Genomic DNA, 22980 nt, shown 5'->3' on the forward strand with positions numbered 1-22980 from the left:
AAACAGGCAGGGATGGCCATGAGCAAATTTCATCATATTACGCACTACGGCGAGCTCGTCATGCCGGGCACCACGGCGCGCGGCGAACTGCCGGACGACTTCACCATGAATTCCCCGGTCGGCATCGCGCGCGACCACTACGACCATGTCTGGGTGTGCGATACCGGCAACAGCCGCGTGCTGGTGTTCACCGCCGACCTGAACACGCTGCTGCACGTGATCGACACGCCGGGCGAGGGCAGCGAGCAGGCGCGCCGCCTGTTGATGCCTTTCCATCTTTGCCCGCATCCGGAACAGGACCTGATGTATTGCACCGACATGGGCAATGGCCGCATCGTGGTATTCGAATACGACGAGCACTCGGTCGACTTCCAGTTCGCCTTCGGCGACGCGGCCGATGGCATCAACGGCAAGGGCTTCGTGCCACTGAGCGATCCGAACGGCATCGCCTTCGTGAAGGAGGCCGGCGGCGAACACTTTGTCTACGTGTGCGATGAGTTCTTCCACACCGAAGGCGATGACCGCAGCCGCTGCGTCAAGTTCACGCCGGAGGGCAAGTTCGTGCTGCAGTTCCGCACTATCGACGATGCCGACAGCGTGCACGACCTGCTGTGGCCACAGGGCCTGGCGTCGGATTCGCGCGGCAACCTGTACCTGGCCAACACCGGTCACTACGAAGTGCTGAAGATCGATACCGCCTGGCCGATCAAGGACGAGCGCGTGCAATGCCCCGGCGAGACTTCGCTGCTGCACAGTTTCGGCAACCCGGCCGGCATCGGCAAGTTCAACGTCATGCGCTCGGTGTGCGTGATCAATGACCGCATCTTCGTGCCGGGGCAGGTGGAGGATTCGATCACGGTCTACGATACCGACGGCAGGCTGCTGACGGTGGTCGAGGGCATGCTGCCGCTGTGGAACCACAAGCCGCAAGCTGCCCATTCGATTTCCGACCTGGTGTACGGTTCGCTGGAAGATGCCGTCTTCGTCGGGCCATACCAGATCTGCGCGGCGGCCGACGCCAACGTCTACTACGTGACCGAGCCGTTTGCATCCACGGTGCTGAAGATGCGCATCGCGCCCGATCGCGACGGCGGCGACCAGGATGCGATCCTTCTCGATGCCGTAGGCCACCGGCGCGACAACCAGGGGGCAAAGGCCGTCACCTCCCAATTCAACTGCATGACGGCGGTGATCGGGGTCGACCCCAAGCGCGAAGGCAGCGGCACCTTGCCGCAATCGAACTGGATCGACAGCTGGGCCAGCGCCACCGCCAACATCTACAAGTATTGGTACGACCAGTTGAAGCACCATGCGCGCCTCGATCCGCTGGCGGGGGCTGCCACGTCGTCCTACAACATCGATTCCGGCAACTGGTGCATGAAGACCTTCAACACCTCGGCCGACCCGATCGCGCAACTGCAGGACATGATGCGCGGCTTCTTCATGCCGGGCGGGCTGGCGATGGCGGTGTATTACCCCTCGCAGCCGCTGCTCGGGCAAATCTGCCCCGGCACGCCGCTGGTCTTTGTCACCAACTTCAACGCCTGCACGGTGTCGATGTTCCAGTTCGGGCCGGGGGGGCACCTGCTGAACTACGGCCTGCCGTTCGGGCGCGAGGGCCTGGGCGGCAACGGCACGCTGAAGGCGCCGCAAGGACTGGAAGTGAACAGCCATGGCGAAATCTACATCGCCGACTCGCTGAACAACCGCATCTCGATGTGGCAGTTGCAGCCTTCCGGCCTGGTTTCCTTCGTCAGGAATTTTCAGTGGGTGGAGGACGGCGAGCCGCTGGCCAGCTTCGCTCCTTGCGACGTGGCGATCGATGCCCAGGACCGCGTTTTCGTGTGCGACCAGTTCAACAACTGCATCCGTGTCTTCGACCGGCAGGGCAACAGCCTGTGGAGCTATGGCCGCGCAGGCTATTGCGACGACCTGGAAAAGGATGCCGACAAGTTCTACCTGCCGGCCAGCCTGTGCGTGGACCAGGAGGGACACCTGATTGTCAACGATTTGGTAAACCGTGCGCTGAAGATCTTCCGCATTGGCGAGGACACGCTAGAATACGTAACGGGAGAGCTTGTATTTAAGAAGTATCCCGAAGTAGGCGGCGTCTGGATGCCGTTCTTCATCTACGCGCGCGACCGGCGCGTGTACGTGCCCGACACCACGTTTAACGTCGTCAACATCTACGCCTACCAGCTTGAATGACGGGGGTGCGCCATGTGGAGAGGGTTGTTGGCCGGGTTGCTGCTGGCAGGCGCCGCACAGGCGGCCGACAAGAAGATCTTCTCCGTAGGCGTTGAGGATTACAAGAACTGGCTGCCGTATTCGGAAGTGAAGAACGGCGTGTACGGCGGCTTGGGCAAGGACATCCTCGATGCCTTCGCCCGGCACATGGGCTACACCTTTACCTACGAATCCTATCCCCTGAAGCGGCGCGACCGCCTGTTCGTCGACGGCCAGGTCGACCTGTCGTTTCCGGACAACCCGAACTGGGTGGTGGAGATGAAGAAGGAACTGAAAATCAGCTACGCGCCGGTACTGGAATTTACCGACGGCGTACTGGTCCGGCCTGAAAACCTGGGCAAGGGCGTGGGCCGCCTGAAAACCCTCGGCATCCCGCTGGGCTTCACGCCTTACCCTTACCAGCAGCTGATGTCGGCCGGTTCCCTGCGCATCGAGGAGACGGCCGATTACGATGCCCTGTACGAAAAGCTGATCATGCGGCGTGTCGACGGCGCCTACATGAACACGCGCATCGCCCGTCATTACTGGACCAAGATTCGCAAGCTGCCGCAAGTGCCTGTGCTGTACGACCCGGACCTGCCGCATGCTTCCGGCCAGTGGTACCTGTCGTCGCACAAATATCCGAAGGTGGTGGAGGAATTCCGCCGCTTCATGCAAACCAACAAGGCGGAAGTGGAGGAGTTGAAGAAGAAGTACAACTTCGTCTCCTCCGACGACCAGTAGTTACGCCGCTTTCAGGCCGAGCACCTCGATCGGCTCGATGCTGGGCGGGGTGGCGAACAACTCCGGCGCTTGCGCCATCAGGGCTTGTGCGATCGGGCCGTTCAGGTGGCCCTGGCGCGCTTCCTCGGTCTCGAATGCATCGAACACGCCGAATACGCGCTCCGACAGGCGCAGGGCGAACCAGTACTTGGTGCCTGCTTCCTGCTTGGCCAGCGCCAGGCCGGTGTGCAGGAAGTCGGCAACGGCGGATTCCTTGCCTGGCTTGGCCTCAAAACGGGCGAACAGTGCGTACTTGATCATGTCTATCTCCTTGTTGAAAACATCGCGAAACTGCGATGGAGCTACTTTACTGGCGCAGCGCATGCGGTTAAATTGGCGCGATTGACATCTTTGGTATCAATCGCGCCATGAACATCACCGTGCTCGCGCTAGACAGCGTGTTCGACACAGGGCTTGCCGCTGTATTGGACGCCTTCACCACGGCCAATGAGCTTGCGCCCATGCTGGAGGCGCCGCAGCCGGTCTTCAATGTGACGCTGGCCGGCATCCGCCCCGCAGTGCGCAGCGCCCAGGGCATGCAATTGCCGGTGCAGCCCTTGGCATCGGCGCCTGTGCCGGACCTGCTGATCCTGCCCGCCATCGGGCACAAGATGCCTGTGCCGCTGGAGGCTGCCTTGTCGTCGGCGGAAGTGGCCGATGCCGGCGACGCGCTGCGTGAACTGGCCGGGCAGGGCGTGCGCATCGCAGCCGCCTGCATCGGTACCTTCGTGCTGGCCGAAAGCGGCCTGCTGGACGGCGAGGAAGCGACGACGACCTGGTGGCTGACGCCCATGTTCCGCCAGCGTTATCCGCTGGTGCGGCTGGATGCGCAGCGCATGGTGGTGGCATCGGGACAGTTCGTCACGGCGGGGGCGGCGCTCAGCCACCTGGACATGTCGCTGGCCCTGATCCGCCAAGCGAGTCCGGAACTGGCGGCCATGGTGGCGCGTTACCTGGTGGTGGATTCACGGCCGGCGCAGTCGGCCTATGTGATTTCCGACCACCTGGCCAATGCCGATCCGCTGGTCGCGGGTTTCGACCGTTGGGTGAGGCAACACCTGGCGGAGGGATTCAAGCTGGAGGCGGCAGCAGCGGCGCTGGCAACCAGCAAGCGCACGCTGGCGCGGCGCCTGCAGGAGGTGTTGGGCAAGACGCCCGTGAATTATGTGCAGGACTTGCGCATCGAACGCGCAGTCCACCTGCTCAAGACCAGCGGCGAGAACGTCGATCGCATCGCCGAGCAGGTGGGTTATCGCGACGGCGTCACATTGCGCACGCTGTTGCGGCGCAAGCTTGGCAAGGGCTTGCGCGAGATTCGCAACTGAGCAGGATTACTGCACGTTCAGCGTGACGTCATCCACGATGAAGGAAGTGGCGACGGTGGAGCCTTCCACGCCTTCGAAGTAGACGCGCACGGTCTGGCCCTTGTACGCGCTCATGTCGAAGGTGCGCTGCACGTAGCTCGAACCCTTGTTCAGGTTGGAGTAGGTTGCCAGCGTTGCCAGCACGGTACCGCTGCTGTTGCGCACCTGGACCTTCAGCGTGTCGTAGGCCTGGGTCGTGGTGGTTTCGTCGGAAGTGATCTTCAGCCAGAAGCCCAGGGTGGCGCTGGTGGCGGTCGATGGGATGCTCACTTGCTGGTACAGCGTGTCCGTGTGGGCGCTGCCGTAGCCGTTCATCCAGGCTTTCCAGGTGCCGGCGTGGGCCGAGACGGACGAATCGTTGGTAATCACGCCGCTGCTCGCGCTCCAGCTGGTGCTGCCCGATTCAAAGCCGCTGTTCAGCACCAGTTGTTGCGTGGTGGTGGTGTTGTTCACGCTGAAGTTGACCGCCGAAGACGTCGCATTGTTGCCGGCGGCGTCGAAGGCCTTGGCGGTCAGCACGTGGGTGCCGTTGCTCACGCCGGTGGAGTTGAAGGCATACGACCATGGCGAAGCGGTGTCGCTGCCTTTCAGCGCGCCGTCGACGTAGAACTCGACCTTGGTCACGCCCACGTTGTCGGTGGCCGTGGCGTTGAAGGTGATGGTGCCGCTGCTGCCGCTGCTCGACGCGCTGACCGTAGGCGCCACGGTGTCGCCGCCGGTGGAACCCTGCTGCGTCACCCAGACCGGCGCCGACCACAGTATGTTGCCGTCGTCCTGGGTGACTTTGGCGTAGTAGAAGTGGGCGCCGTCGGTCGGGGTGATGGTGGTGTTGGCGCTGGAGGCGAGCAGGGTGACGGTGCCGTTGCGGCCCGGGACGCCTTCGTAGAATTCCGAGGTCGATACGGTCTTGCCGGAGCTGCTGGTGAAGTTGGCCACCAGGTTCAGCGGGCCGCTGTTGGTAAAGCGCTCGCCCATGACATGGCCGTTGGCGGTCAGCACCAGTTGCGAAGTCTTGTCCATCGTCGCAAAGACGCGGCGGGCGCGGATCGCTTCCATGAAGCTGGCCGTGCTCAGCGCGGTGCCGTTCGGGATCAGCACGCCAGTGCGGTTGGTGTAGGAAGCGCCCCAGTTGGCGCAATGGTTGTCCTGGTCGGTGCTGAAGGCGACGTGGAAGCCGGCTTCCAGCGCCTTCTTGCAGGCGCCCTCGTAATTGCTGCGGCTCGTTTCGGTTTCGGTGGTGTTGGTGGAGAAGGCGGAAGTATTCATCACTTCGCACAAGGCCATCGCTTCGTCGCCGTCAGCAGTGTAGCCAAGCGGCACGCTGTTGACCAGGAACTGGCCGCTGGACGACGGGTGGTTGAACTGGCCCAGCCAGCCGCGCTGGCGCATCAGGGTGTACAGGCTGGCGTAGTCGTTCTTGGCGGTGTAGGTGTCGGCGATCAGTTGGCCGGAGCTGTTGCTCTCCCAGCCCAGCAGCTCGTTCGAGTTCAGGATGTTCATGTGGCCGCCGTTGTTGATGACGCCCCATTCCATGCCGTAGATCGCCAGGAAGTTCGGGTTGGCGCTGTTGAAGCTGGCCGCTTCCGACAGGCCGGCCTGGTACAGGGCCTTGGCCTTGGCCGGGTCGGCGGAAGTGTTGGTGGAGTCCGAACCGTCGTACATGTGGTTATGTTCGGAGGCCATCAGGAAGTCCAGGCCCTTGTTCTTCGCGTAGTTGAAGGCGTCGGTCGGGCCGTAGGCAGCCGACTGCGGGTTTTGTGCGCCGGTGCAGGCGGACAGGTCGCCGCCGCCGTCGCTGTGATTGGTCTGGCTGTGCATATTGCCGAAGTAGACCGTGTACGGCAGGGACGACGGTGCCGCGGCGATGGACATCAGGCTCGGCGCAGTGGAAGCCTTGGCCTGCGGCTGCTGGCCGATGGCGATTTCCCATTCCTGGTCGTGGATTTCGCCGTCATGGCCGGCGATGCGGCGCAGTACTGCATCGGCGCCCGAGGCCAGGCCGCGCTGCGCGTCTTCGGAGATGGCGCGCAGGCGCGCCTTGTAGATGCCGTTCGGCAGGGCGTTACGGCGGTTGCGGCCGGCCCATTCGACGTTGACGGTGACAGGCTTGTCCTGCAGGCGTTCGACGCCGGTCCAGCGTTCCACCACGCTGCCGTTCGGCGCGACGACTTCCAGCACCCAGCTCACGGACTGGGCGCCCTTGACGTAAGGGTAGCTGAAATCGAGCTTGAAGCTGCGCGCTTCATTGGCGCCGGCGACAGCGCGGTAAGGCGCGTGCAGCGTGGCTTCGAACTCGTGGTGGTCGGCGGTGGAGGCCTGGGCGGTGCCGATGGCTGCCAGTGCGGCGGCCATCGCAAGCTTGCGAAATGCGAAAGTCATGGTTTTCCCCGTGCTGTGATAATGCGCGAGAATATGCGGCAGCACGGGAGCGGCGACAAATACGGAAAAGCTTTGCGATTAAGACGCAGGTCTTATATACCGGTTTGAATTGTCCCACTTTGAACAATTCTGGCGATTTGTCCGAATTTGAAAGCCTTATGTGACGGGGGCGTCATAAATCTCTTGGCAACTTGTGGTGTTTTTGCCTCAGTTTACTGGGGCCGGAACACCAGCACCGGCACCGGTGTGTTAAGCAGCACGCGGTGCGTCTCGCTCCCCAGCAGCATGCCTTTCACGCCTTTGTAGCCGTGGGTCGCCATCGCGATCATGTCGCAGCCGTAGTCGATGGCGGTGGCGACAATGGTTTCGTAGGGCTGGTCGGAGCGGCGCTGCACCACGTCGCATGGCACGTTGTAGTCCCTGGCGACCTTCGATACTTCGTCCAGCACGGCGCTTGAGTGGACTTCGCTGTCCTTCAGGTAGACGCCGCGCGTGTCTTCCAGCATGTCGGGGTGGTAGGTGAAGATGTGGAATTCCGGGATCACGTGCAGCGCCGTCACGCGCGCGCCGGCTTCCTGCGCAAACTTGATGGCCGAATGCAGGGCGGCGCCGGAGGCCGGCGAACCGTCGGTAGGGAACAGAATGTGCTTGAACATGGCTTGCTCCAGTGGTGGATTGTTGCATCCAGTCTGTACATTGGTACCGATTCCAACCATGACCTGGGTCAAGTTTCTGGCCAGTGCTAGAATGATCGAATGTCAACCTTGATTGAACATGAACACTTCTTGCGCCGCCGCCAGTTGCTGGGGGGCGCCTTGGCGCTTCCGGCGCTAGGGCTGGGCGGCGCCATGCTGCCTTCGCTGGCGCAGGCCGCGGACCCGCTGGTGGTGGGCGGCTTGCCGGTCACCTGCAACCTGACCTTGCCGATCGCCTGCAGCGCGCGCGGCGGAGCCTTCGAATTCAGCAAGTACAGCGGCTGGCCGGAGATCAAGGAGTCGCTGATGACGGGCCGGATCCAGGCTGCCTACATGCTGGCGCCGCTGGTGATGGACCTGGCCGACAGGAAGATCCCGCTGAAAGTGGTCTCGCTCGGCCATCGCTCCGGCGCCGTGATCATGGTGCGCACCGATTCGGCGCACAAGCGCTTCGCCGACCTGCGCGGCAAGCGCATTGCGATCCCCAGCCGTTTTGCGGTGGACTACCTGTTCCTGCGCAAGATGCTCGCGCGGGAGAACATGACGCCGAAAGATGTGCAGATCATTGAAATGGCGCCGCCCGACATGCCGGCGGCGCTGTACGCCAACGCGGTGGATGCCTACTGCACCGGCGAGCCATTTGGCGCGGCTGCGCAGAAGGCCGGCTATGCCCGTCCGCTGTCGATGACGCGCGATGAGTGGCGCAACTATATCTGCTGCGTGCTGACCGTGCGCGAGGAGCTGATCAAGTCCGACCGCCCGCTGGTGCAGGACCTGGTGAACCACGTGCAGGCAGCCGGCAACTGGCTCGATGCCACGCCCGTCAACCGTGCCAAGGCAGCCAGGATTGCCTCCGCCCGCAAGTTCTTCAACCAGGACCCGAAAGTGATCCAGTTCGTGATGGACAACCCGGCCGACCGCGTGACCTACGGCGACCTGCGCATGACCCGCGCCGAATTCGATGAGCTGATGAAGCTGTCCATCGAAGCCGGCACGCTGAAACGCCCGGTGGCCTTCGAGACCTATGTGGACGAGAGCTTCGTCAAGTCCATCAAGCCGGTGAGCATTGCCCTATGATCCGGCCATTCCTGTTAGCGCTGTCATTGACGGCCGCCGGTGGCGCGCACGCTGCCGGCCAGCTCAAGTCGGGGACCTTCGATCCTCCCCGCTTGGCGCCGCAGATCGCGCAGAAGGCTGCGGACGGCAAGGCCTTCGCGCTCGACAAGTATCGCGGCAAGGTGGTGGTGCTGGAATTCGGCTATACGAGCTGCGCCGACGTCTGCCCCGTTTCGCTGGCCCTGCTGAAACAGGCCCGCGAGCGCCTCGGCCCCTTGGGCGACAGGCTGCAAGTGGTGTTCGTCACCGTGGACCCTCAGCGCGACACTGCAGCGAAGCTCAAAGCCTACCTCGAGCAGTTCGACAAGAGCTTCATCGGCCTGACCGGCAGCGAGGAGCAGATGGCCGCCATCCGCAAAGCCTACGGCATCTCGGCGACGAAGAAGATGGTCGAAGGCAGCAAGACTGAATACACGATGGGGCATTCTTCCTACCTGTATTTCATCGACCCGCAAGGCAGGCTGCGCGCGCTGATGCCGTTCGGCCGTCCGGCCGACGACATCGTGCATGACGTGACCCTGCTTGCCAGGGAGCAATGAAGCGCCGGCTGCAGGTCATTGCGCTGTTGCTGGCGGCTGCCGTTGCCGGCGCGCTTGCCTGGTCCGCGTATGCACCGATCCACCCGGCTTCGCGCGACGCCCTGTTCGAGATCCCCAAGGGCACCTGGGCGCGCCGCATGGCGGGGGAGAAGGCTGAGATCCTGCCCGACACCATCACGCTGGTACTGGGCGTAAACGACGTACTCCTGCTGCGCAACAGCGATACCGTGCCCCAGGTTTTCGGTCCCGTGCTGATCATGCCGGGCCAGGATTTCCGCCTGCCGTTCGAGCAGGCGGGGGAGCATCCCTTCGCCTGCACCGCCCATGCCAGCGGCCAGATGACGGTCGTGGTCAAGCCCACGCCGCCGGCCGGTTGGCAGCGGCTGCAATGGCGCCTTCAAACCTTGTTAGCCAAAGCCCCATGGAGAGACTGAACAAGATATGGCCGCCGCTGGCGGTGCTGGTGGCGATTGTCGCCATCTGGTGGTACGTGGTTGTCGCCACCGAGAGCCTGATTTTCCCGACGCCTGCGCAGGTGGTCACCGGCACCATGGAGCTGGTGGAAGACGGCAGCCTGTGGGAACACATCGGCGCCTCGCTGATGCGGGTAGGCATGGGATTCTCGCTGGCGATCCTGGTTGCGGTGCCGACGGGCTTGTGGATGGGACGCGTCGATGGCGCCTTCCGCACGCTGAATCCGGTGTTCCAGATCCTGCGGCCGATCTCGCCGATTGCCTGGATTCCGGTCGCGATCCTGTGGTTTGGCGTGGGCAATGCCTCGCCGGTCTTCCTGATCTTCATCGCCGCCGTGTTTCCGATGATCGTGCAGACGGCGGCTGGCGTGCATACGATCGAGAAGCGCTACCTGCGCGCGGCGGAAAACTTTGGCGTATCGCGCTCCAAATTGTTCAGGCAGGTGATTGTGCCAGCCGTGCTGCCGGAAATTATCGTCGGCATGCGCATTTCGCTCGGCGTGGCCTGGCTGGTGGTGGTGGCGGCGGAGATGATCGCGTTGCGTTCCGGGCTTGGCTACCTGATCATCGATTCGCGCAATGCGGGCAACCGCTATGACCTGGTCATCGCAGGCATGATCATCATCGGACTGATTGGACTGGCGCTGGATGGCATCATGCGCCTGCTGGAAAAACTCAAGGTCGTAAGGTGGCGCTATGGACGCTAAGATTTCCGTCAACAGGATCAGGAAGAAGTTCAATGCGCTGCCGGTGGTCGATGGCGTCGATTTTTCCGTTGCCGACGGCGAGTTCGTGGCGATTGTCGGGCCTTCCGGCTGCGGCAAGTCGACGCTGATGAAGATCGTGGCCGGTTTCGAGCATCCGGATGAAGGTTCGGTGGCCATCGACGGCAAGCCGATGACCAAACCCAGCCCCAAGGGAATCGTGATTTCGCAGCATGGTTCCGTTTTCCCGTGGCTGACGGTGCAGCAGAACCTGATGTTCGGCCTGAATGGCGACCACCATGGCGACAAGGCGGCCCTGGCAGATCACTATGCCGAGATGGTCGGGCTGAAAGGCTTCGAGAACGCTTATCCGCACGAGCTGTCGGGCGGCATGCTGAAGCGCGCCGAGATCGCCCGCGCACTGGTGGTGAAGCCGGAAATCCTGTACATGGACGAGCCATTCTCCGCACTGGACGCGCTGATGAACCTCAAGATGCGCAACGAGCTGCTGCGCGTGCTGTCCGAGGAGCGCCATACCGTGCTGCTGATCACGCACGACGTGGAAGAAGCCATCTACCTCGCTGACCGCATCCTCGTGCTGTCGCCGCGCCCGACCCGTATCCAGGCCAGCTTCAAGGTCGAGCAGCCGCACCCGCGCAAGCTGTCGACGCCGGAATTGCAGCAACTGAAGGAAGAAATACTTTCCCAACTGGGGTTATGACATGCTGAAGCTGATTGGAAAACCGACAAGTATCAATGTGCGCAAGGTCTTGTGGACGCTGGCGGAAACCGGCGTCGCATACGAGCGGATCGAATGGCAGCCGGAACATGTCGCGCTGAATCCGAACGGCCTGGTGCCGGTGCTGGTGGATGGCGACTTTGTGCTGTGGGAGTCGAACAGTATTTGCCGCTACCTGTGCGGCAAGGCTGGCCGCCACGACTTGCTGCCTGCTGATCCGCCCGCGCGCGCCCGCGTCGAGCAATGGATGGACTGGCAGGCCACCGACCTGAACGCCTCCTGGCGCTACGCCTTCATGGCCCTGGTGCGCCAAAGCCCGGCGTTTGCCGATCCGGCGCAAGTCGCGGCCAGCGCTGCCGCCTGGAACCGCAACATCGGCATCCTGGACCGCCATTTGGCCGCAGGCGGGCCTTTTGCCGCCGGCGAGCAATTCACGCTGGCCGATATTGTGCTCGGCCTGTCCCTGAACCGCTGGCTGATGACGCCCATCGAGCACCCGGATTACCCGGCAGTCGCCGCCTATGTCGAACGGCTGCTTGGCCGTCCGGCCTACCGTGAATTTGGCCGGAACGGCGTGGCCTAGTTGCGGCGGAGGATGCTGAACCGTGTTTGAGATCAGCCAGCTGCGCTGCTTTATTGCGGTCGCCGAGGAACTGCATTTCAGCCGCGCTGCCGAACGGCTGAACATGACGCAGCCGCCGTTAAGCCGGCAGGTCCAGCTCCTCGAACATAGCGTCGGCGTGCAATTGCTGGACCGCAGCAGCCGCGTCGTACGGTTGACGGCGGCCGGCAAGGCTTTCCTGCCGGAGGCGGTGCGCATCATCCGGCTGGCGGAAGAAGCTGGGCTGATGGCGCGCCGCGTGGCGAAGGGGGAGCAGGGCAGCCTTGCGATCGGCTTTACCTCGGCATCGGGATATGCGCTGCTGCCGGAGGTGGTGCGCCGCTTGCGCGAAAGGACGCCTGAACTGGCGCTCACGCTGAAGGAGCTGGTCAGCACAGCGCAGGTGGAAGCGCTGGACGCCGGCCAGCTGGATCTTGCCCTGATGCGCCCCCTGGCCCTGCATGGCGAGCTGGTAAGCCTGCCGATCGCGCAGGAAGGGCTGTTGCTGGCGCTTCCGGCCAACGAGGCCGGCCGCTGGCCGCAGGAGCCAACCCTGGCCTGCCTGCACCAGCGGCCATTCATCATGTACTCGCCGCACGAAGCGCGTCCCTTCTACCAGATGCTGACCAGCCGCTTCGAACGTGAAGGCGTGGTGCCGGATGTGGTCGAACATATCGGGCAGGTGCATACCATGCTGGCGCTGGTCAGCGCCGGTATCGGGGCGGCCCTGGTATCGGAAGCCTGCGCGCGCCTGCATTTCGACGGCGTGGTGCTGCGCAGGATGAAAACCGAACCGGTAAGTACTGTCTGCACTTACCGGCGCGATAACGACAATCCTATCCTGCAGCTGTTCATCAATGAAATCCTGCCCGGCTTTCCGGGCGCCCGCTGATGCGCGCCTGGCTTAGCGCGCCAGGCAAGGCCGCTTGTTGTCGAACTTCCAGCCTGGCACCAGGAACTGCATGGCGACGGCGTCGTCGCGTGCTCCCAGTCCCATGTTCCTGTAAGCCTGGTGCGCCTTTTCCAGCTCCGCTTCGTCCAGTGCGATGCCCAGGCCGGGCCGCGAGGGCAACTGCACCTTGCCGCCCTGGATCTTCGGTGGTTCCCTGGTGATGCGTTGCCCATCCTGCCAGATCCAGTGGGTGTCAATGGCGGTCACCTTGCCTGGCGCAGCGGCGCCCACGTGGGTGAACATTGCCAGCGAAATGTCGAAATGGTTGTTCGAATGCGAACCCCAGGTCAGGTCGAACATCTGGCACAACTGGGCCACGCGCACCGATCCCTGCATGGTCCAGAAGTGCGGATCGGCCAGCGGGATGTCGACCGACTGCAATTGCAGCGAATGGGCCATCTGGCGGAAGTCGGTGGCGATCATGTTGGTGGCGGTCGGCAGGCCGGTGGCGCGGCGGAATTCAGCCATGACTTCGCGTCCCGAGAAGCCGTCCTCGGCGCCGCATGGGTCTTCGGCATAGGCCAGGATGCCATGCTTGTCGCGACAGACGCGCACAGCTTCCTTCAGCGACCAGGCGCCGTTCGGGTCGAGCGTGATGCGAGCATCGGGAAAACGTTCGTGCATGGCGACGATGGCCTCCATCTCTTCGTCGGCCGATAGCACGCCGCCTTTCAGCTTGAAGTCGTTGAAGCCATAACGCTCGCGCGCGGCCTCGCACAGGCGAACCACGGCCGCGGGTGTCAGGACTTCCTCATTGCGCAAGCGGAACCAGGCGTCGCCGGCATCGGGCTCGCTGCGATAGGCCAGGTTCGTTTTGCCGCGGTCGCCGACGTAGAACAGGTAGCCCAGCATCTCGACGGACTGGCGCTGGATGCCGTCGCCCAGCAGCGCCGCGACGGGAACGTTGAGGAACTGGCCGAGCAGGTCAAGCAAGGCCGATTCGACGGCGGTCACGGCGTGGATGGTTGTGCGCAGGTCGAAGGTCTGGTTGCCGCGCCCGCCGCTATCGCGGTCGGCGAAGGCCTGGCGCATCGCATTGAGGACGTTGTTGAATTCCCCCAGCGTTTTCCCGACGACCAGCGGGCGCGCGTCCTCGATTGTCCGGCGGATTTTTTCGCCGCCGGGAACTTCGCCCAGGCCGATATTGCCGGCGTTGTCGGTCAGGATGACGATATTGCGGGTGAACCAGGGGCCATGGGCGCCGCTCAGGTTCAGCAGCATGCTGTCCTGGCCGGCGACAGGCACGACGCGCAGGCTGGTGACAATCGGGGCGTTGGTGACGGTGTTGTTCATGATGTCTGGGTGCGGTTTGAATGGAACGGGTGGATCATTGGTTCAGCGAGGACACCAGCTTGACGCGCTTGATGTCACCCACGACGAACAGGTAGCAGGCAATGGCCAGCGCCGCGTTGGCGCCGACGAAGACCAGGGCGCCGGCAAAGGAGCCGGTGGCTTCGACGATGTAGCCGATGACGATGGGCGTCGTAATGCCGGCGCTATTGCCAAACGTGTTGAACAGGGCGCCGCTCAGGCCACCAGCCTCTTTCGGCGAGGTGTCCGACACCACGGCCCAGCCCAGGGCGCCGACGCCTTTGCCGAAGAAGGCCAGCGACATCACGGCAACGACCAGGGTGTCGGCCTGGAGGTAGTTGCAGGCGATCATGCTCATCGACATCAGCATGCCCAACACGATCGGTACCTTGCGCGACACCGACAGCGAATAGCCGGCCTTGGCAAGGCGGTCCGACAGCCAGCCGCCGAAGATGCCGCCGAGGAAGCCGGCAATCGCGGGCAGCGAGGCGACAAAGCCTGCCTTCAAGATGGTCATATGGCGTTCCTGCACCAAGTAGACAGGGAACCAGGTGAGGAAGAAGTAGGTAAGCGTGGTGATGCAGTACTGGCCGATGTAGACGCCCAGCAGCATGCGGTTCGACAGCAGTTCCCTGATGCAGGCGAGAGTGTTCACGGCTGCTGCCTGCTTGCCGCGGTTTCCGCTTTCCAGGTCGACCAGCGCGCCGCCTTCCTGGATGTAGCGCAGTTCGTCCGCGTTGATGCCGGGATGGTCTTTCGGGCCGTGAATGGTCTTCAGCCAGACGAAGGCCATCACGATGCCCAGGCTGCCCATCACGTAGAACACGCTGTGCCAGCCGTAGCTGTGCACCAGCCAGCCCATGATCGGGGCAAACAGCACGGTTGCGAAATATTGCGCCGAGTTGAAGACCGCCGCCGCCAGTCCCCGTTCGTGCGTCGGGAACCAGGCCGACGCGATGCGGCTGTTGCCGGGGAAGGAGGGCGCCTCTGCCGCGCCGACCAGCATGCGCAGCGTGAACAGGACGGCGACCGCTGCGCCGCCGGCGAAGGAGCCGGCGGCGCCAGTTAACAGCGTAAAGGCCGACCACAGGAAGATGCCGAAGAAGTAAGTGATCTTCGAGCCGAAGCGGTCGAGCAGCCAGCCCCCGGGCAACTGCGCCACCACGTAGGACCAGGCAAAGGCCGAGAAAATGAAGCCCATCTGGACTGCCGACAGCCCCAGTTCCTTCTTGATTTCCGGGCCGGCGATGGAGATGGTGGCGCGGTCGGCGTAGTTGATGGTCGTGATGGCGAACAGCATGGCGAGGATCGTCCAGCGCGTGCGGGTCTGGACGCGGGCGGCGCTGGCCGCCAGGGGGATGGCTGCATCATTCTTCATACGGTCTCCATGTCTGATGTGTTATGGAGTCGATCATAGGTGGGGATCAATACCGCATCAAACCAAAGAGTGTATGCATCAATTCAGGAATTGAATTGATTGCGCCTCGCATGGAAGGTCAGCTGTCGTTCCGCAGCAGCAGCCGGTATTCGCTTGGCGTCACGCCGACCGTGGCGCGGAACTGGCGCGTGAAGGCGCTGTGGTCGGCGTAGCCGCAGGCCTGGGCGATGTCGGACACGCTGGAGTTCCCCGCCAGCATGCGTGATGCGGCTTCGAGGCGGGTCTTGATGATCATCTGGCGTGGGGTCAGGTGGAAAATGCGTTCGAAGTAGCGCTCGATCTGCGCGACCGACATGTTGGCGGTGCGCGCCAACTGGGGCAGGGTCAGGGTCTCGCCATACTTGTCGTGGATCAGCCGGACCGCATCGGCAACCTTGTGGTAGGCAGGGTTCTTGTGGTCGGCCATGGCCAGGTCGCGCGACACCCCGGCCAGTCCGATAATCGCCCCGTGGGCATCGCGCAGGGGACGCTTTTGGGTCAGGCACCAGCCAGGATCACGGTTGGGATAGAGGTGCAGTTCCAGCTGGTCCTCGATCTGCATCCCTTCATCCAGCACGGACTGGTCCTGGGCCTGGAAACGTTGGCCGAGCGGGGCGGCAAACACCTCGTTTGCGGTCTTGCCCAGCAGCCCGGCCTTGTCCTTCATCCCGCAGCGGCGGGCCAGGGTCTGGTTCACCACCACGTAGCGCCCGGCGCGGTCCTTGACGAAGAACACCACGTCCGGCAAGGCATCGAACAGGGGCTCGGCGAAGAAGACATCCCCGATCCTGGCGCCGAGGTCGTTGCGCGCGGCGCTTTGCAAAATATGTACTGTCATGGTGCCCTCCTGCTGGTTTTGTCCATTTTTACATGATTGTGCGGATTTCGTCATCATCGGCGGCCGGGCGATGCAAGACGGGAGCGCAGGGAAGGCATAAGATGGCAAGCATGAAAACCATAGCCATTATCGATTCCCACACCGGCGGCGAACCGACCCGCCTGGTGATTGACGGCGGCCCTGACCTGGGCACCGGTCCCCTCAATGAACGCGTGGCCCGCTTCCGCGAAGAGCATGACGGCTTCCGTTCCGGCGTGGTGTGCGAACCACGCGGTTCGGATGTGCTGGTGGGTGCGCTGCTGTGCCAGCCGCATGCGCCGGATTGTGCAGCAGGCGTCATCTTCTTCAACAACGTCGGCTACCTTGGCATGTGCGGCCATGGCACCATCGGACTGGTGGCGTCGCTCGCCTACATGGGCCGCCTGAGCCCGGGCGTGCACCGCATCGATACGCCGGTGGGCGTGGTGGAAGCGCAGCTGCATGAAGACGGCAGCGTGACCGTGAACAATGTGCCGGCGTGGCGCAAGGCGGCCGGCGTGCCGGTCGACGTGCCGGGCTACGGCGTGGTGCGTGGCGATATCGCCTGGGGCGGCAACTGGTTCTTCCTGGTGTCCGGCCATGGCAGGCGCCTGGAACTGGGCAATGTGCGCGAATTGTCTGCCTACACCACGGCGATCAAGGATGCGCTGGAAGCGCAGGGCATCACGGGCGACAACGGCGCGCTGATCGACCACGTCGAACTGTTTGCCGATTCCCGCAGCGGCTTGGGCGACAGCCAGAACTTCGTGCTTTGCCCAGGCAATGCCTACGACCGCTCGCCCTGCGGTACCGGCACCAGCGCCAAGCTGGCCTGCCTGGCGGCGGACGGCAAACTGGCGGAAGGCGAAGTCTGGCGCCAGGAAAGCATCGTTGGCAGCGTGTTTGAAGCGTCCTATCGCGGCGATGGCGAGCGCGTGCTGCCCAGCATTCGCGGCAAGGCCTGGGTGAACGCCACCTCGACCCTGGTGCTCGACCCGAGCGACCCGTTTGTCTGGGGCATTCGTTGAGCATGACACCGGACGTCCTGATCGTCGGCGCGGGGATCATCGGCGCCGCTTGCGCCGATGCCTTGTCGGCGCGCGGCTTGCGCGTGACCGTGGTCGAACGCGATGCGGTCGGCAGCGGCGCCACGGCAGCCGGCATGGGACACCTGGTGGCGATGGACGACAACGCGGCGGAACTGGCCCTGAGCGCCCATTCGCTGGAACTCTGGAAGGAACTGGTGGAAGGCCAGCCGCAGCGTCACGAATACAGCCGCTGCGGCACCATCTGGGTCGCCGCCGACGATGAAGAACTCGACGCAGCGCGCGCCAAGGCCGTCACCATGCAGGCCCACGGGCTGGAGTGCGACGTGATCGGCGCCCAGGACTTGTACCGCCTCGAGCCGAACCTGCGGCCTCACCTGGCCGGCGGCTTGCTGGTGCCGGGCGACGGGCTGGTGTATCCGCCCAAGAGCGCGCGCATCCTGCTGGCCCGGGCGGTCGCGCGAGGCGCATCCCTGCTCATGGGCGAGGCCGTCGCGCTGGAAGACGACGGCGTCCTGCTGGCGGACGGCTCGCGATTGTCTGCGGGGCGGGTGGTGCTGGCGGCCGGCACGCGCTGCCTGGCGCTGGCGCCGGACCTGCCGCTGCGGCCCAAGAAGGGCCACGTGATGATTACCGACCGCTATCCGGGATTTGTACGCCACCAGCTGGTGGAGCTTGGCTATATCAAGAGCGCGCATGCATCGGAAGGCGAATCGGTGGCGTTCAACCTGCAGCCGCGTCCTACCGGGCAGGTGCTGATCGGCTCCTCGCGGCAGTTCGATACCACCGACCTGGCGGCCGAACCGGCAATGATGGCGCGCATGCTGGCCAGGGCAGTCGAATACACGCCGGCGCTGGCAGGCTTGAACATCCTGCGCTGCTGGACCGGCTTGCGTGCAGCGACGCCGGATGGCTTGCCGCTGATCGGCCCCGACCTGTCGCGCCGCAATGTATGGCTGGCCACCGGCCACGAGGGGCTTGGCATCACGACTTCGCTTGCGACAGCGGAATTACTGGTCGCGCAAATGACGGGCGGGCAGGCTGGGATCGATGCGCGTCCTTACATGCCGAGCCGTTTCAATCCGCAGGGGAGGGCCTATGGCTGATTCCATCAGTCTGACGATCGACGGCCATGGCGCAACCGTTGCCGCCGGCACCACCGTCGCCGCCGCCATTGCAGGCGTGACGCGGCGCTCGGTCAGCGGGCAATTGCGCGCACCCCTGTGCGGCATGGGCGTTTGCCAGGAATGCCGCGTGACGATCAACGGCCGTGCGCATGTGCTGTCCTGCCAGACGCTCTGCCGCTCGGGCATGGACGTGCAGACGGGAGCCTCGGCATGACGCAACTCTTTGACATCCTGATCGTAGGCGCCGGCCCGGCCGGCCTGGCCGCAGCCCACGCGGCGGCCAGCGCGCAAGGTGCACGCCGCATCGCCATCGTCGACGACAACCCGCTGGCGGGCGGCCAGATCTGGCGCGGCGGCCCGGCCAGGCAGCAGGACCAGCGCGCGCGCCGGCTCTGGCAGGCCCTGGAGTCCGCAAGCAAGGTGAGCTTCCTGCCCGGCACCCGCGTGCTGATGCTGACCCGCCCCGGCGAGCTGCTGTTGCAGGATGCCGAGCGTGCCGGCACGATCCGCTACAACCAGCTGATCCTCGCTACGGGGGCCCGCGAATTGCTGCTGCCGTTCCCGGGCTGGACGCTGCCCGGCGTCACCGGCGCCGGCGGCCTGCAAGCGCTGGCAAAAGGCGGCTACCCTGTGCAAGGCAAACGCGTGGTCGTTGCCGGCACCGGCCCGCTGCTGCTGGCCGTCGCTGCGACCTTGAAGGAGCGCGGGGCGCTCGTCGCCGCCATTGTTGAACAAGCGAGCTTCCCGGCCCTGGCGCGCTTTGCCGCAGGCCTGGCGCTGACGCCGTCAAAGGCGCTGCAAGCCGTCAGGCTTGGCGCGGCCCTGCGCGGCATTCCTTACTACGCCAACAGCTACGTGACGAGCGCAAGGGGCGACGTGCAAGTGACATCCGTACAAGTCCAGCGCAAGGGGGCAAGGCTCGATATCGATTGCGACTATCTCGCCTGTGGTTATGGCCTGCTGCCGAACACCGAGCTGGCGCGCGCACTCGGTTGCGCCATCGAACAAGGCGCAGTGAAGACCGACCCCTGGCAACGCACCTCCGTGCCGAATGTGCTGTGCGCGGGCGAGGGCACCGGTGTCGGCGGCGTGGACCTGGCGCTGGTCGAAGGCCGCATTGCTGGCCTGGCAGCCTGCGGCGAGGGCGTGACGCCAGAGCTCTTCACCGAGCGCACCCAATGGCAGGGCTTTGCAGCCCGGCTGGCGCGCACCTTCGCCCCGCGTGAAGAACTGCGCACGCTGGCGCAACCCGACACCATTGTCTGCCGCTGCGAAGACGTCTGCCACGACGAACTGCGCGGGCAGCCGAACTGGCGCAGCGCCAAGCTGCAAACCCGCTGCGGCATGGGCCCTTGCCAGGGCCGCATCTGCGGCAACGCAACCGATTTCCTGTATGGATGGCGTCCGGACGCCGTGCGTACACCGATCTCGCCGGCACGTGCCGGCAGCATTATCACCCTCGAACCTCACAAGGAGACTTGAAATGGCAGCAATCAAATGGGAAGGCGTATTCCCTGCAGTAACCACCAAATTCCACGCGAATGAGGAGCTGGACCACGCAGAAATGGAGAAGCACTTCTCCTTCATGATCGACAGCGGCTGCCACGGCCTGGTCACCTGCGGTTCGCTGGGCGAAGCCAGCACCCTGTCTTTCGAAGAGAAGCTGGCGGTCGCCAAGACCGCCGTCAAGGTCGCCAACGGCCGCGTGCCGGTGCTGGCCAACGTCAGCGAAACCCGCACCGCCAACGCCGAACGCTATGTGCAGGAAGCGCGCGACCTGGGCGTGGACGGCTTCATGGTGATGCCTTCCGTGCTGTACGCGGCGGACGCGTATGAAGCCAAGGCCAACCTGCGCACCATTGCCAAGGCCGCCAAGCTGCCGATCATGGTGTACAACAACCCTGTCACCTACAAGGTCGACCTGACCCCGGCCGACTTCAAGGAGCTGTCCGACTGCGAGGAACTGGAAGCGATCAAGGAATCGACCGACAATATCCGCCGCGTGACCGACCTGCGCAACGCCGTCGGCGACCGCTACGCCATCTTCATGGGCGTGGACGACCTGTCCTTCGAAGGCCTGGCAGTTGGCGCCGACGGCTTGCTGGCCGGCCTGGTGGTGGCTTTCCCGAAAGAGACCGTGGCCCTGTACAAGCTGGTCAAAGCCGGCCGCCTGGCCGAAGCCCTGAAGCTGTACCAGTGGTTCATGCCGCTGCTGCACCTCGACGTTTCGACCAAGCTGGTGCAAAATCTGAAACTGGTGGAAGCACTGGTCGGTGTCGGCAACGAAAACGTTCGCCGCCCACGCCAGCCACTGCGCGGCGCTGACCGCGAGTTCGTGGTGCAGGTGGTGCAGCAGGCACTGGCAACCCGTCCCGACGTCAGCGCTTACCTGTAAGAGGTTCGATCTTATGCCGAGGACGAATGCCGATCAATTATGTAAGAAGCCTGACCGGACGGCAGCGCGCCGCCGCTGCTAATCGCCACCTCGGCATCGCCCTGGCCTTCGTGGCCGGGGCGGCCAACGCGGGCGGCTTCCTGGCCGTCAAGCAGTACACCTCCCACATGACCGGCATCCTGTCGTCCGCCGCCGACGACCTGGCGCTGGGCGCCATCGACGCGGCTCTCGACTGCGCCGGCGCCTTGCTGGCTTTCCTGGCCGGCGCGGCCTGTTGCGCCGTCATGGTCAATTTTGCACGCCGCCGGCATCTTCACAGCGAGTTTGCCTTGCCGCTGCTGGTGGAGGCAATCCTCCTGCTGGCATTTGGCGTCATGGGAACGCGCCTGCAGGCGATCGACGTGATCGTGCTGCCGGCAACGGTGATGCTCCTGTGCTTCATGATGGGGCTGCAGAATGCCGTCATTACCAAGCTCTCGAACGCCGAAATCCGCACCACCCATATGACCGGCATCGTGACCGACCTTGGCATCGAGGCCGGCAAGGCGCTTTACTGGAACCGCGACGACCAGGCGGTGCCGCGCGTGGCCGCGGACTGGAAGCGCGTGCGTATCCTCGCTGCGCTGGTGTCGTCGTTCTTTGTCGGCGCCGTGGCCGGGGCCTTCGGCTTCAAGGCCGTTGGCTTTGGTGCCGTGCTGCCGCTGGCGTGCGTGCTGCTGGCCATGGCGGCGGTGCCGATCTACGACGACCTGGTTGCCGTGCGCCGTTAGCCCTCGCGGAACACCAGCACCGGAATCTTGCTGTGCGTGAGCACTTTCTGCGTCTGGCTGCCCAGCATCAGGCTGGCCAGCCCGCTGCGCCCGCGCGAGGCCATCGCAATCAGGTCGCAGTTGCGCTGCAAGGCGGTGGAAACGATGGCCGAATGCGGCTGGTCGGCGTGCACTTCCAGCGTGGTGCAGTCCACGTTCAAGGTGCTGGCCTGGCGCGCGATATCGGCCAGGATCGAGTTCTCGGCTGGCGCGGCGGCCACGCTGGCCAGCGCCGGTTCTTCCGGAAGCACGTGAACCGCCGTGACGCGGGCGCCGCTTTCGCGGGCCATGCGCAGGGCGGCGTTCACTGCCAGTTGCGATGCGGCGGAGCCGTCGCTTGGAATCAGAATGTGGCGAAACATCTTTTCAAGTCTCCTTCAGGTGCCGCAGTCTAAAGCGTCCCGCCACAGTCCTGCAAGCAGTCAGGCGGTGCGCAGCGCATTCGTGGTGCGGCGGGCATCGAGGCTCAGGCTGCCGGCGCCGAACGCAGCAATCTGCAGCAGGCCGCCGGCCATCGCCAGGTTCTTCATCAGGTGGATCATCTGGTTCTGGTCCGCGATCGCGCTGTGGAAGACCAGGCCGGTCACGACCGAGAACGCGGCCAGCGCCAATGCCACAGGGCGGGTGTACAGGCCGGCCACCAGCAGCAGGCCGCCGAGCACTTCGATGCCGATGGCGCCCGCCAGCGCCAGTTCAGGGAATGGCAGGCCCATGGCGTTGATGTAGCCGAGGGTGCCGGCCGGATTGGCGATCTTGCCGATCCCGCTCATGACGAAGATGGCGGCCATCAGGATGCGGCCGGCAAGTGGCAGGAAAGCGTTGTTGGTCTGTGTGTTCATGCGATGACTCCTTCAAGGAATGTGTTGTTGACGAAGTCATCTTATGCCGCAGAGACATATTCCGGAAGCCAATATATTTGGATGCAATGTATCGTTAAATCAGATGGATTGCTCTTGCAGCAAGAGCGCCAGCTGCTGCCGCAGCTTGGCGCTGGGGGGCTGGGTATGCGGGTGCCCTGCGTTCTCCACGGCGACCGCCAGCGGCAAGTCCATCGCGCTCAGGTGGCTAAGGAACCAGCGCGGCAGGCGCTCCAGCAGGGTGCGCGCTCCGGCCGGATCGGCCTGCGCAACGGGCAGGGCGTGCTGCAGTGCGGCCAAGGCCCGCCGGTGGGCGGCCCGGTGTTCGTGCTCGGTGGGATAGTAGAGCTGGTCCATCAGCGCCTCTTCCTCGGCGAAATCGAGGGCCAGGGCGCTGAGCAGTCCGGCGATACGGCTGGGCAGGGAACCATCGTCGGCGTCGATGGTTGCGTGAATGGCTTGCAATAAGGCGCGGTGGGAGGCATCCATCTCGGCCACGCCGGTTTCCAGCAGCGGACTCCATTCGAGGCGTTGCATTGCGGTCTCCTTGTCTATCCCTCAAGTCTGGCCGGACAGCCGTTCAGAATCCAT

Annotated in this window: 25 protein-coding genes; 16 read left to right on the top strand and 9 right to left on the bottom strand. The window is 64.2% G+C overall.

Features of this window, described 5'->3' with window-relative positions:
- The first annotated feature begins 18 nt into the window (after positions 1-18).
- Entirely contained in the window at positions 19-2208 is a 2190-nt protein-coding gene (locus ACN9MY_RS14580; RefSeq protein ID WP_426337537.1) for an NHL repeat-containing protein, read from the top strand.
- 27 nt (positions 2209-2235) lie between these two features.
- On the top strand, positions 2236-2970 hold the full coding sequence (locus ACN9MY_RS14585; RefSeq protein ID WP_426171675.1) for a substrate-binding periplasmic protein: 735 nt from the start codon (positions 2236-2238) through the stop codon (positions 2968-2970).
- On the opposite strand, the gene ACN9MY_RS14590 is transcribed toward ACN9MY_RS14585, so the two are convergent.
- Complete coding sequence (locus tag ACN9MY_RS14590; RefSeq protein ID WP_426337538.1) at positions 2971-3270, bottom strand: putative quinol monooxygenase; 300 nt, start codon at positions 3268-3270, stop codon at positions 2971-2973.
- Between the two features lie 107 nt (positions 3271-3377).
- Here ACN9MY_RS14590 and ACN9MY_RS14595 point away from each other — a divergent pair, with 107 nt between their 5' ends.
- Positions 3378-4334: a GlxA family transcriptional regulator gene (locus ACN9MY_RS14595; RefSeq protein WP_426337539.1), complete on the top strand. Its 957-nt coding sequence runs from the start codon at positions 3378-3380 to the stop codon at positions 4332-4334.
- Positions 4335-4340: 6 nt separating this feature from the next.
- Here the strand turns inward: ACN9MY_RS14595 and ACN9MY_RS14600 are convergent, their stop codons facing one another.
- Both ACN9MY_RS14600 and ACN9MY_RS14605 read right to left on the bottom strand, forming a co-directional pair.
- Positions 4341-6752: a CehA/McbA family metallohydrolase gene (locus ACN9MY_RS14600; RefSeq protein WP_426337540.1), complete on the bottom strand. Its 2412-nt coding sequence runs from the start codon at positions 6750-6752 to the stop codon at positions 4341-4343.
- A 212-nt stretch (positions 6753-6964) separates the two neighbouring features.
- The gene (locus ACN9MY_RS14605) at positions 6965-7408 is read right to left on the bottom strand and encodes a universal stress protein (protein ID WP_426171681.1); all 444 of its coding nucleotides are present in this window, start codon (positions 7406-7408) and stop codon (positions 6965-6967) included.
- A gap of 99 nt (positions 7409-7507) precedes the next feature.
- Here ACN9MY_RS14605 and ACN9MY_RS14610 point away from each other — a divergent pair, with 99 nt between their 5' ends.
- From ACN9MY_RS14610 to ACN9MY_RS14640, 7 genes are read left to right on the top strand one after another with little or no spacing between them, the layout of a single operon-like run.
- A complete protein-coding gene (locus ACN9MY_RS14610; protein ID WP_426337541.1) occupies positions 7508-8524 on the top strand; it encodes an ABC transporter substrate-binding protein in 1017 nt (338 codons plus the stop codon).
- The gene (locus tag ACN9MY_RS14615; protein WP_426337542.1) at positions 8521-9102 is read left to right on the top strand and encodes an SCO family protein; all 582 of its coding nucleotides are present in this window, start codon (positions 8521-8523) and stop codon (positions 9100-9102) included. The genes ACN9MY_RS14610 and ACN9MY_RS14615 overlap by 4 nt, the downstream gene beginning before the upstream one ends.
- The gene (locus ACN9MY_RS14620) at positions 9099-9536 is read left to right on the top strand and encodes a cupredoxin domain-containing protein (RefSeq protein ID WP_426171687.1); all 438 of its coding nucleotides are present in this window, start codon (positions 9099-9101) and stop codon (positions 9534-9536) included. Before ACN9MY_RS14615 ends, ACN9MY_RS14620 begins: the two co-directional genes overlap by 4 nt.
- A complete protein-coding gene (locus ACN9MY_RS14625) occupies positions 9524-10282 on the top strand; it encodes an ABC transporter permease (protein WP_426171689.1) in 759 nt (252 codons plus the stop codon). Before ACN9MY_RS14620 ends, ACN9MY_RS14625 begins: the two co-directional genes overlap by 13 nt.
- The gene (locus ACN9MY_RS14630) at positions 10272-11000 is read left to right on the top strand and encodes an ABC transporter ATP-binding protein (protein ID WP_426171691.1); all 729 of its coding nucleotides are present in this window, start codon (positions 10272-10274) and stop codon (positions 10998-11000) included. The genes ACN9MY_RS14625 and ACN9MY_RS14630 overlap by 11 nt, the downstream gene beginning before the upstream one ends.
- A gap of 1 nt (position 11001) precedes the next feature.
- A complete protein-coding gene (locus ACN9MY_RS14635) occupies positions 11002-11601 on the top strand; it encodes a glutathione S-transferase family protein (RefSeq protein WP_426337543.1) in 600 nt (199 codons plus the stop codon).
- A gap of 22 nt (positions 11602-11623) precedes the next feature.
- On the top strand, positions 11624-12511 hold the full coding sequence (locus tag ACN9MY_RS14640; protein WP_426337544.1) for a LysR family transcriptional regulator: 888 nt from the start codon (positions 11624-11626) through the stop codon (positions 12509-12511).
- A gap of 12 nt (positions 12512-12523) precedes the next feature.
- On the opposite strand, the gene gudD is transcribed toward ACN9MY_RS14640, so the two are convergent.
- The 3 genes from gudD to ACN9MY_RS14655 all read right to left on the bottom strand — a co-directional run bounded on the left by gudD (position 12524) and on the right by ACN9MY_RS14655 (position 16137).
- Positions 12524-13864 (bottom strand): glucarate dehydratase, encoded by a 1341-nt coding sequence (gene gudD, locus ACN9MY_RS14645; RefSeq protein WP_426337545.1) that lies wholly within the window; start codon positions 13862-13864, stop codon positions 12524-12526.
- 34 nt (positions 13865-13898) lie between these two features.
- The gene (locus ACN9MY_RS14650; RefSeq protein WP_426337546.1) at positions 13899-15260 is read right to left on the bottom strand and encodes an MFS transporter; all 1362 of its coding nucleotides are present in this window, start codon (positions 15258-15260) and stop codon (positions 13899-13901) included.
- A gap of 118 nt (positions 15261-15378) precedes the next feature.
- On the bottom strand, positions 15379-16137 hold the full coding sequence (locus tag ACN9MY_RS14655) for a helix-turn-helix domain-containing protein (RefSeq protein WP_426171701.1): 759 nt from the start codon (positions 16135-16137) through the stop codon (positions 15379-15381).
- Positions 16138-16238: 101 nt separating this feature from the next.
- Between ACN9MY_RS14655 and ACN9MY_RS14660 the strand changes: the two genes are divergently transcribed.
- The 6 genes from ACN9MY_RS14660 to ACN9MY_RS14685 are packed head-to-tail and all read left to right on the top strand — an operon-like array spanning position 16239 to position 21493.
- Complete coding sequence (locus ACN9MY_RS14660; protein ID WP_426337547.1) at positions 16239-17183, top strand: 4-hydroxyproline epimerase; 945 nt, start codon at positions 16239-16241, stop codon at positions 17181-17183.
- Positions 17184-17185: 2 nt separating this feature from the next.
- Positions 17186-18307, top strand: a complete 1122-nt coding sequence (locus ACN9MY_RS14665; protein ID WP_426337548.1) for an NAD(P)/FAD-dependent oxidoreductase — start codon at positions 17186-17188, stop codon at positions 18305-18307.
- Positions 18300-18542: a 2Fe-2S iron-sulfur cluster-binding protein gene (locus ACN9MY_RS14670; RefSeq protein WP_426171706.1), complete on the top strand. Its 243-nt coding sequence runs from the start codon at positions 18300-18302 to the stop codon at positions 18540-18542. Before ACN9MY_RS14665 ends, ACN9MY_RS14670 begins: the two co-directional genes overlap by 8 nt.
- The gene (locus tag ACN9MY_RS14675; RefSeq protein ID WP_426323293.1) at positions 18539-19810 is read left to right on the top strand and encodes an FAD-dependent oxidoreductase; all 1272 of its coding nucleotides are present in this window, start codon (positions 18539-18541) and stop codon (positions 19808-19810) included. The genes ACN9MY_RS14670 and ACN9MY_RS14675 overlap by 4 nt, the downstream gene beginning before the upstream one ends.
- A gap of 1 nt (position 19811) precedes the next feature.
- Positions 19812-20723: a dihydrodipicolinate synthase family protein gene (locus tag ACN9MY_RS14680; protein ID WP_426171709.1), complete on the top strand. Its 912-nt coding sequence runs from the start codon at positions 19812-19814 to the stop codon at positions 20721-20723.
- A gap of 26 nt (positions 20724-20749) precedes the next feature.
- Positions 20750-21493 (top strand): YoaK family protein, encoded by a 744-nt coding sequence (locus tag ACN9MY_RS14685; protein ID WP_426171711.1) that lies wholly within the window; start codon positions 20750-20752, stop codon positions 21491-21493.
- Here the strand turns inward: ACN9MY_RS14685 and ACN9MY_RS14690 are convergent.
- The 3 genes from ACN9MY_RS14690 to ACN9MY_RS14700 all read right to left on the bottom strand — a co-directional run bounded on the left by ACN9MY_RS14690 (position 21490) and on the right by ACN9MY_RS14700 (position 22926).
- The gene (locus ACN9MY_RS14690; RefSeq protein WP_426171712.1) at positions 21490-21894 is read right to left on the bottom strand and encodes a universal stress protein; all 405 of its coding nucleotides are present in this window, start codon (positions 21892-21894) and stop codon (positions 21490-21492) included. The genes ACN9MY_RS14685 and ACN9MY_RS14690 overlap by 4 nt on opposite strands.
- A 60-nt stretch (positions 21895-21954) precedes the next feature.
- On the bottom strand, positions 21955-22371 hold the full coding sequence (locus ACN9MY_RS14695) for a DoxX family protein (protein ID WP_426171714.1): 417 nt from the start codon (positions 22369-22371) through the stop codon (positions 21955-21957).
- A gap of 99 nt (positions 22372-22470) precedes the next feature.
- Complete coding sequence (locus ACN9MY_RS14700) at positions 22471-22926, bottom strand: hemerythrin domain-containing protein (protein WP_426171716.1); 456 nt, start codon at positions 22924-22926, stop codon at positions 22471-22473.
- Positions 22927-22980: the final 54 nt, after the last annotated feature.

This window comes from Pseudoduganella sp. R-31 (genome assembly GCF_049913235.1).
Lineage (GTDB): Bacteria > Pseudomonadota > Gammaproteobacteria > Burkholderiales > Burkholderiaceae_D > Rugamonas.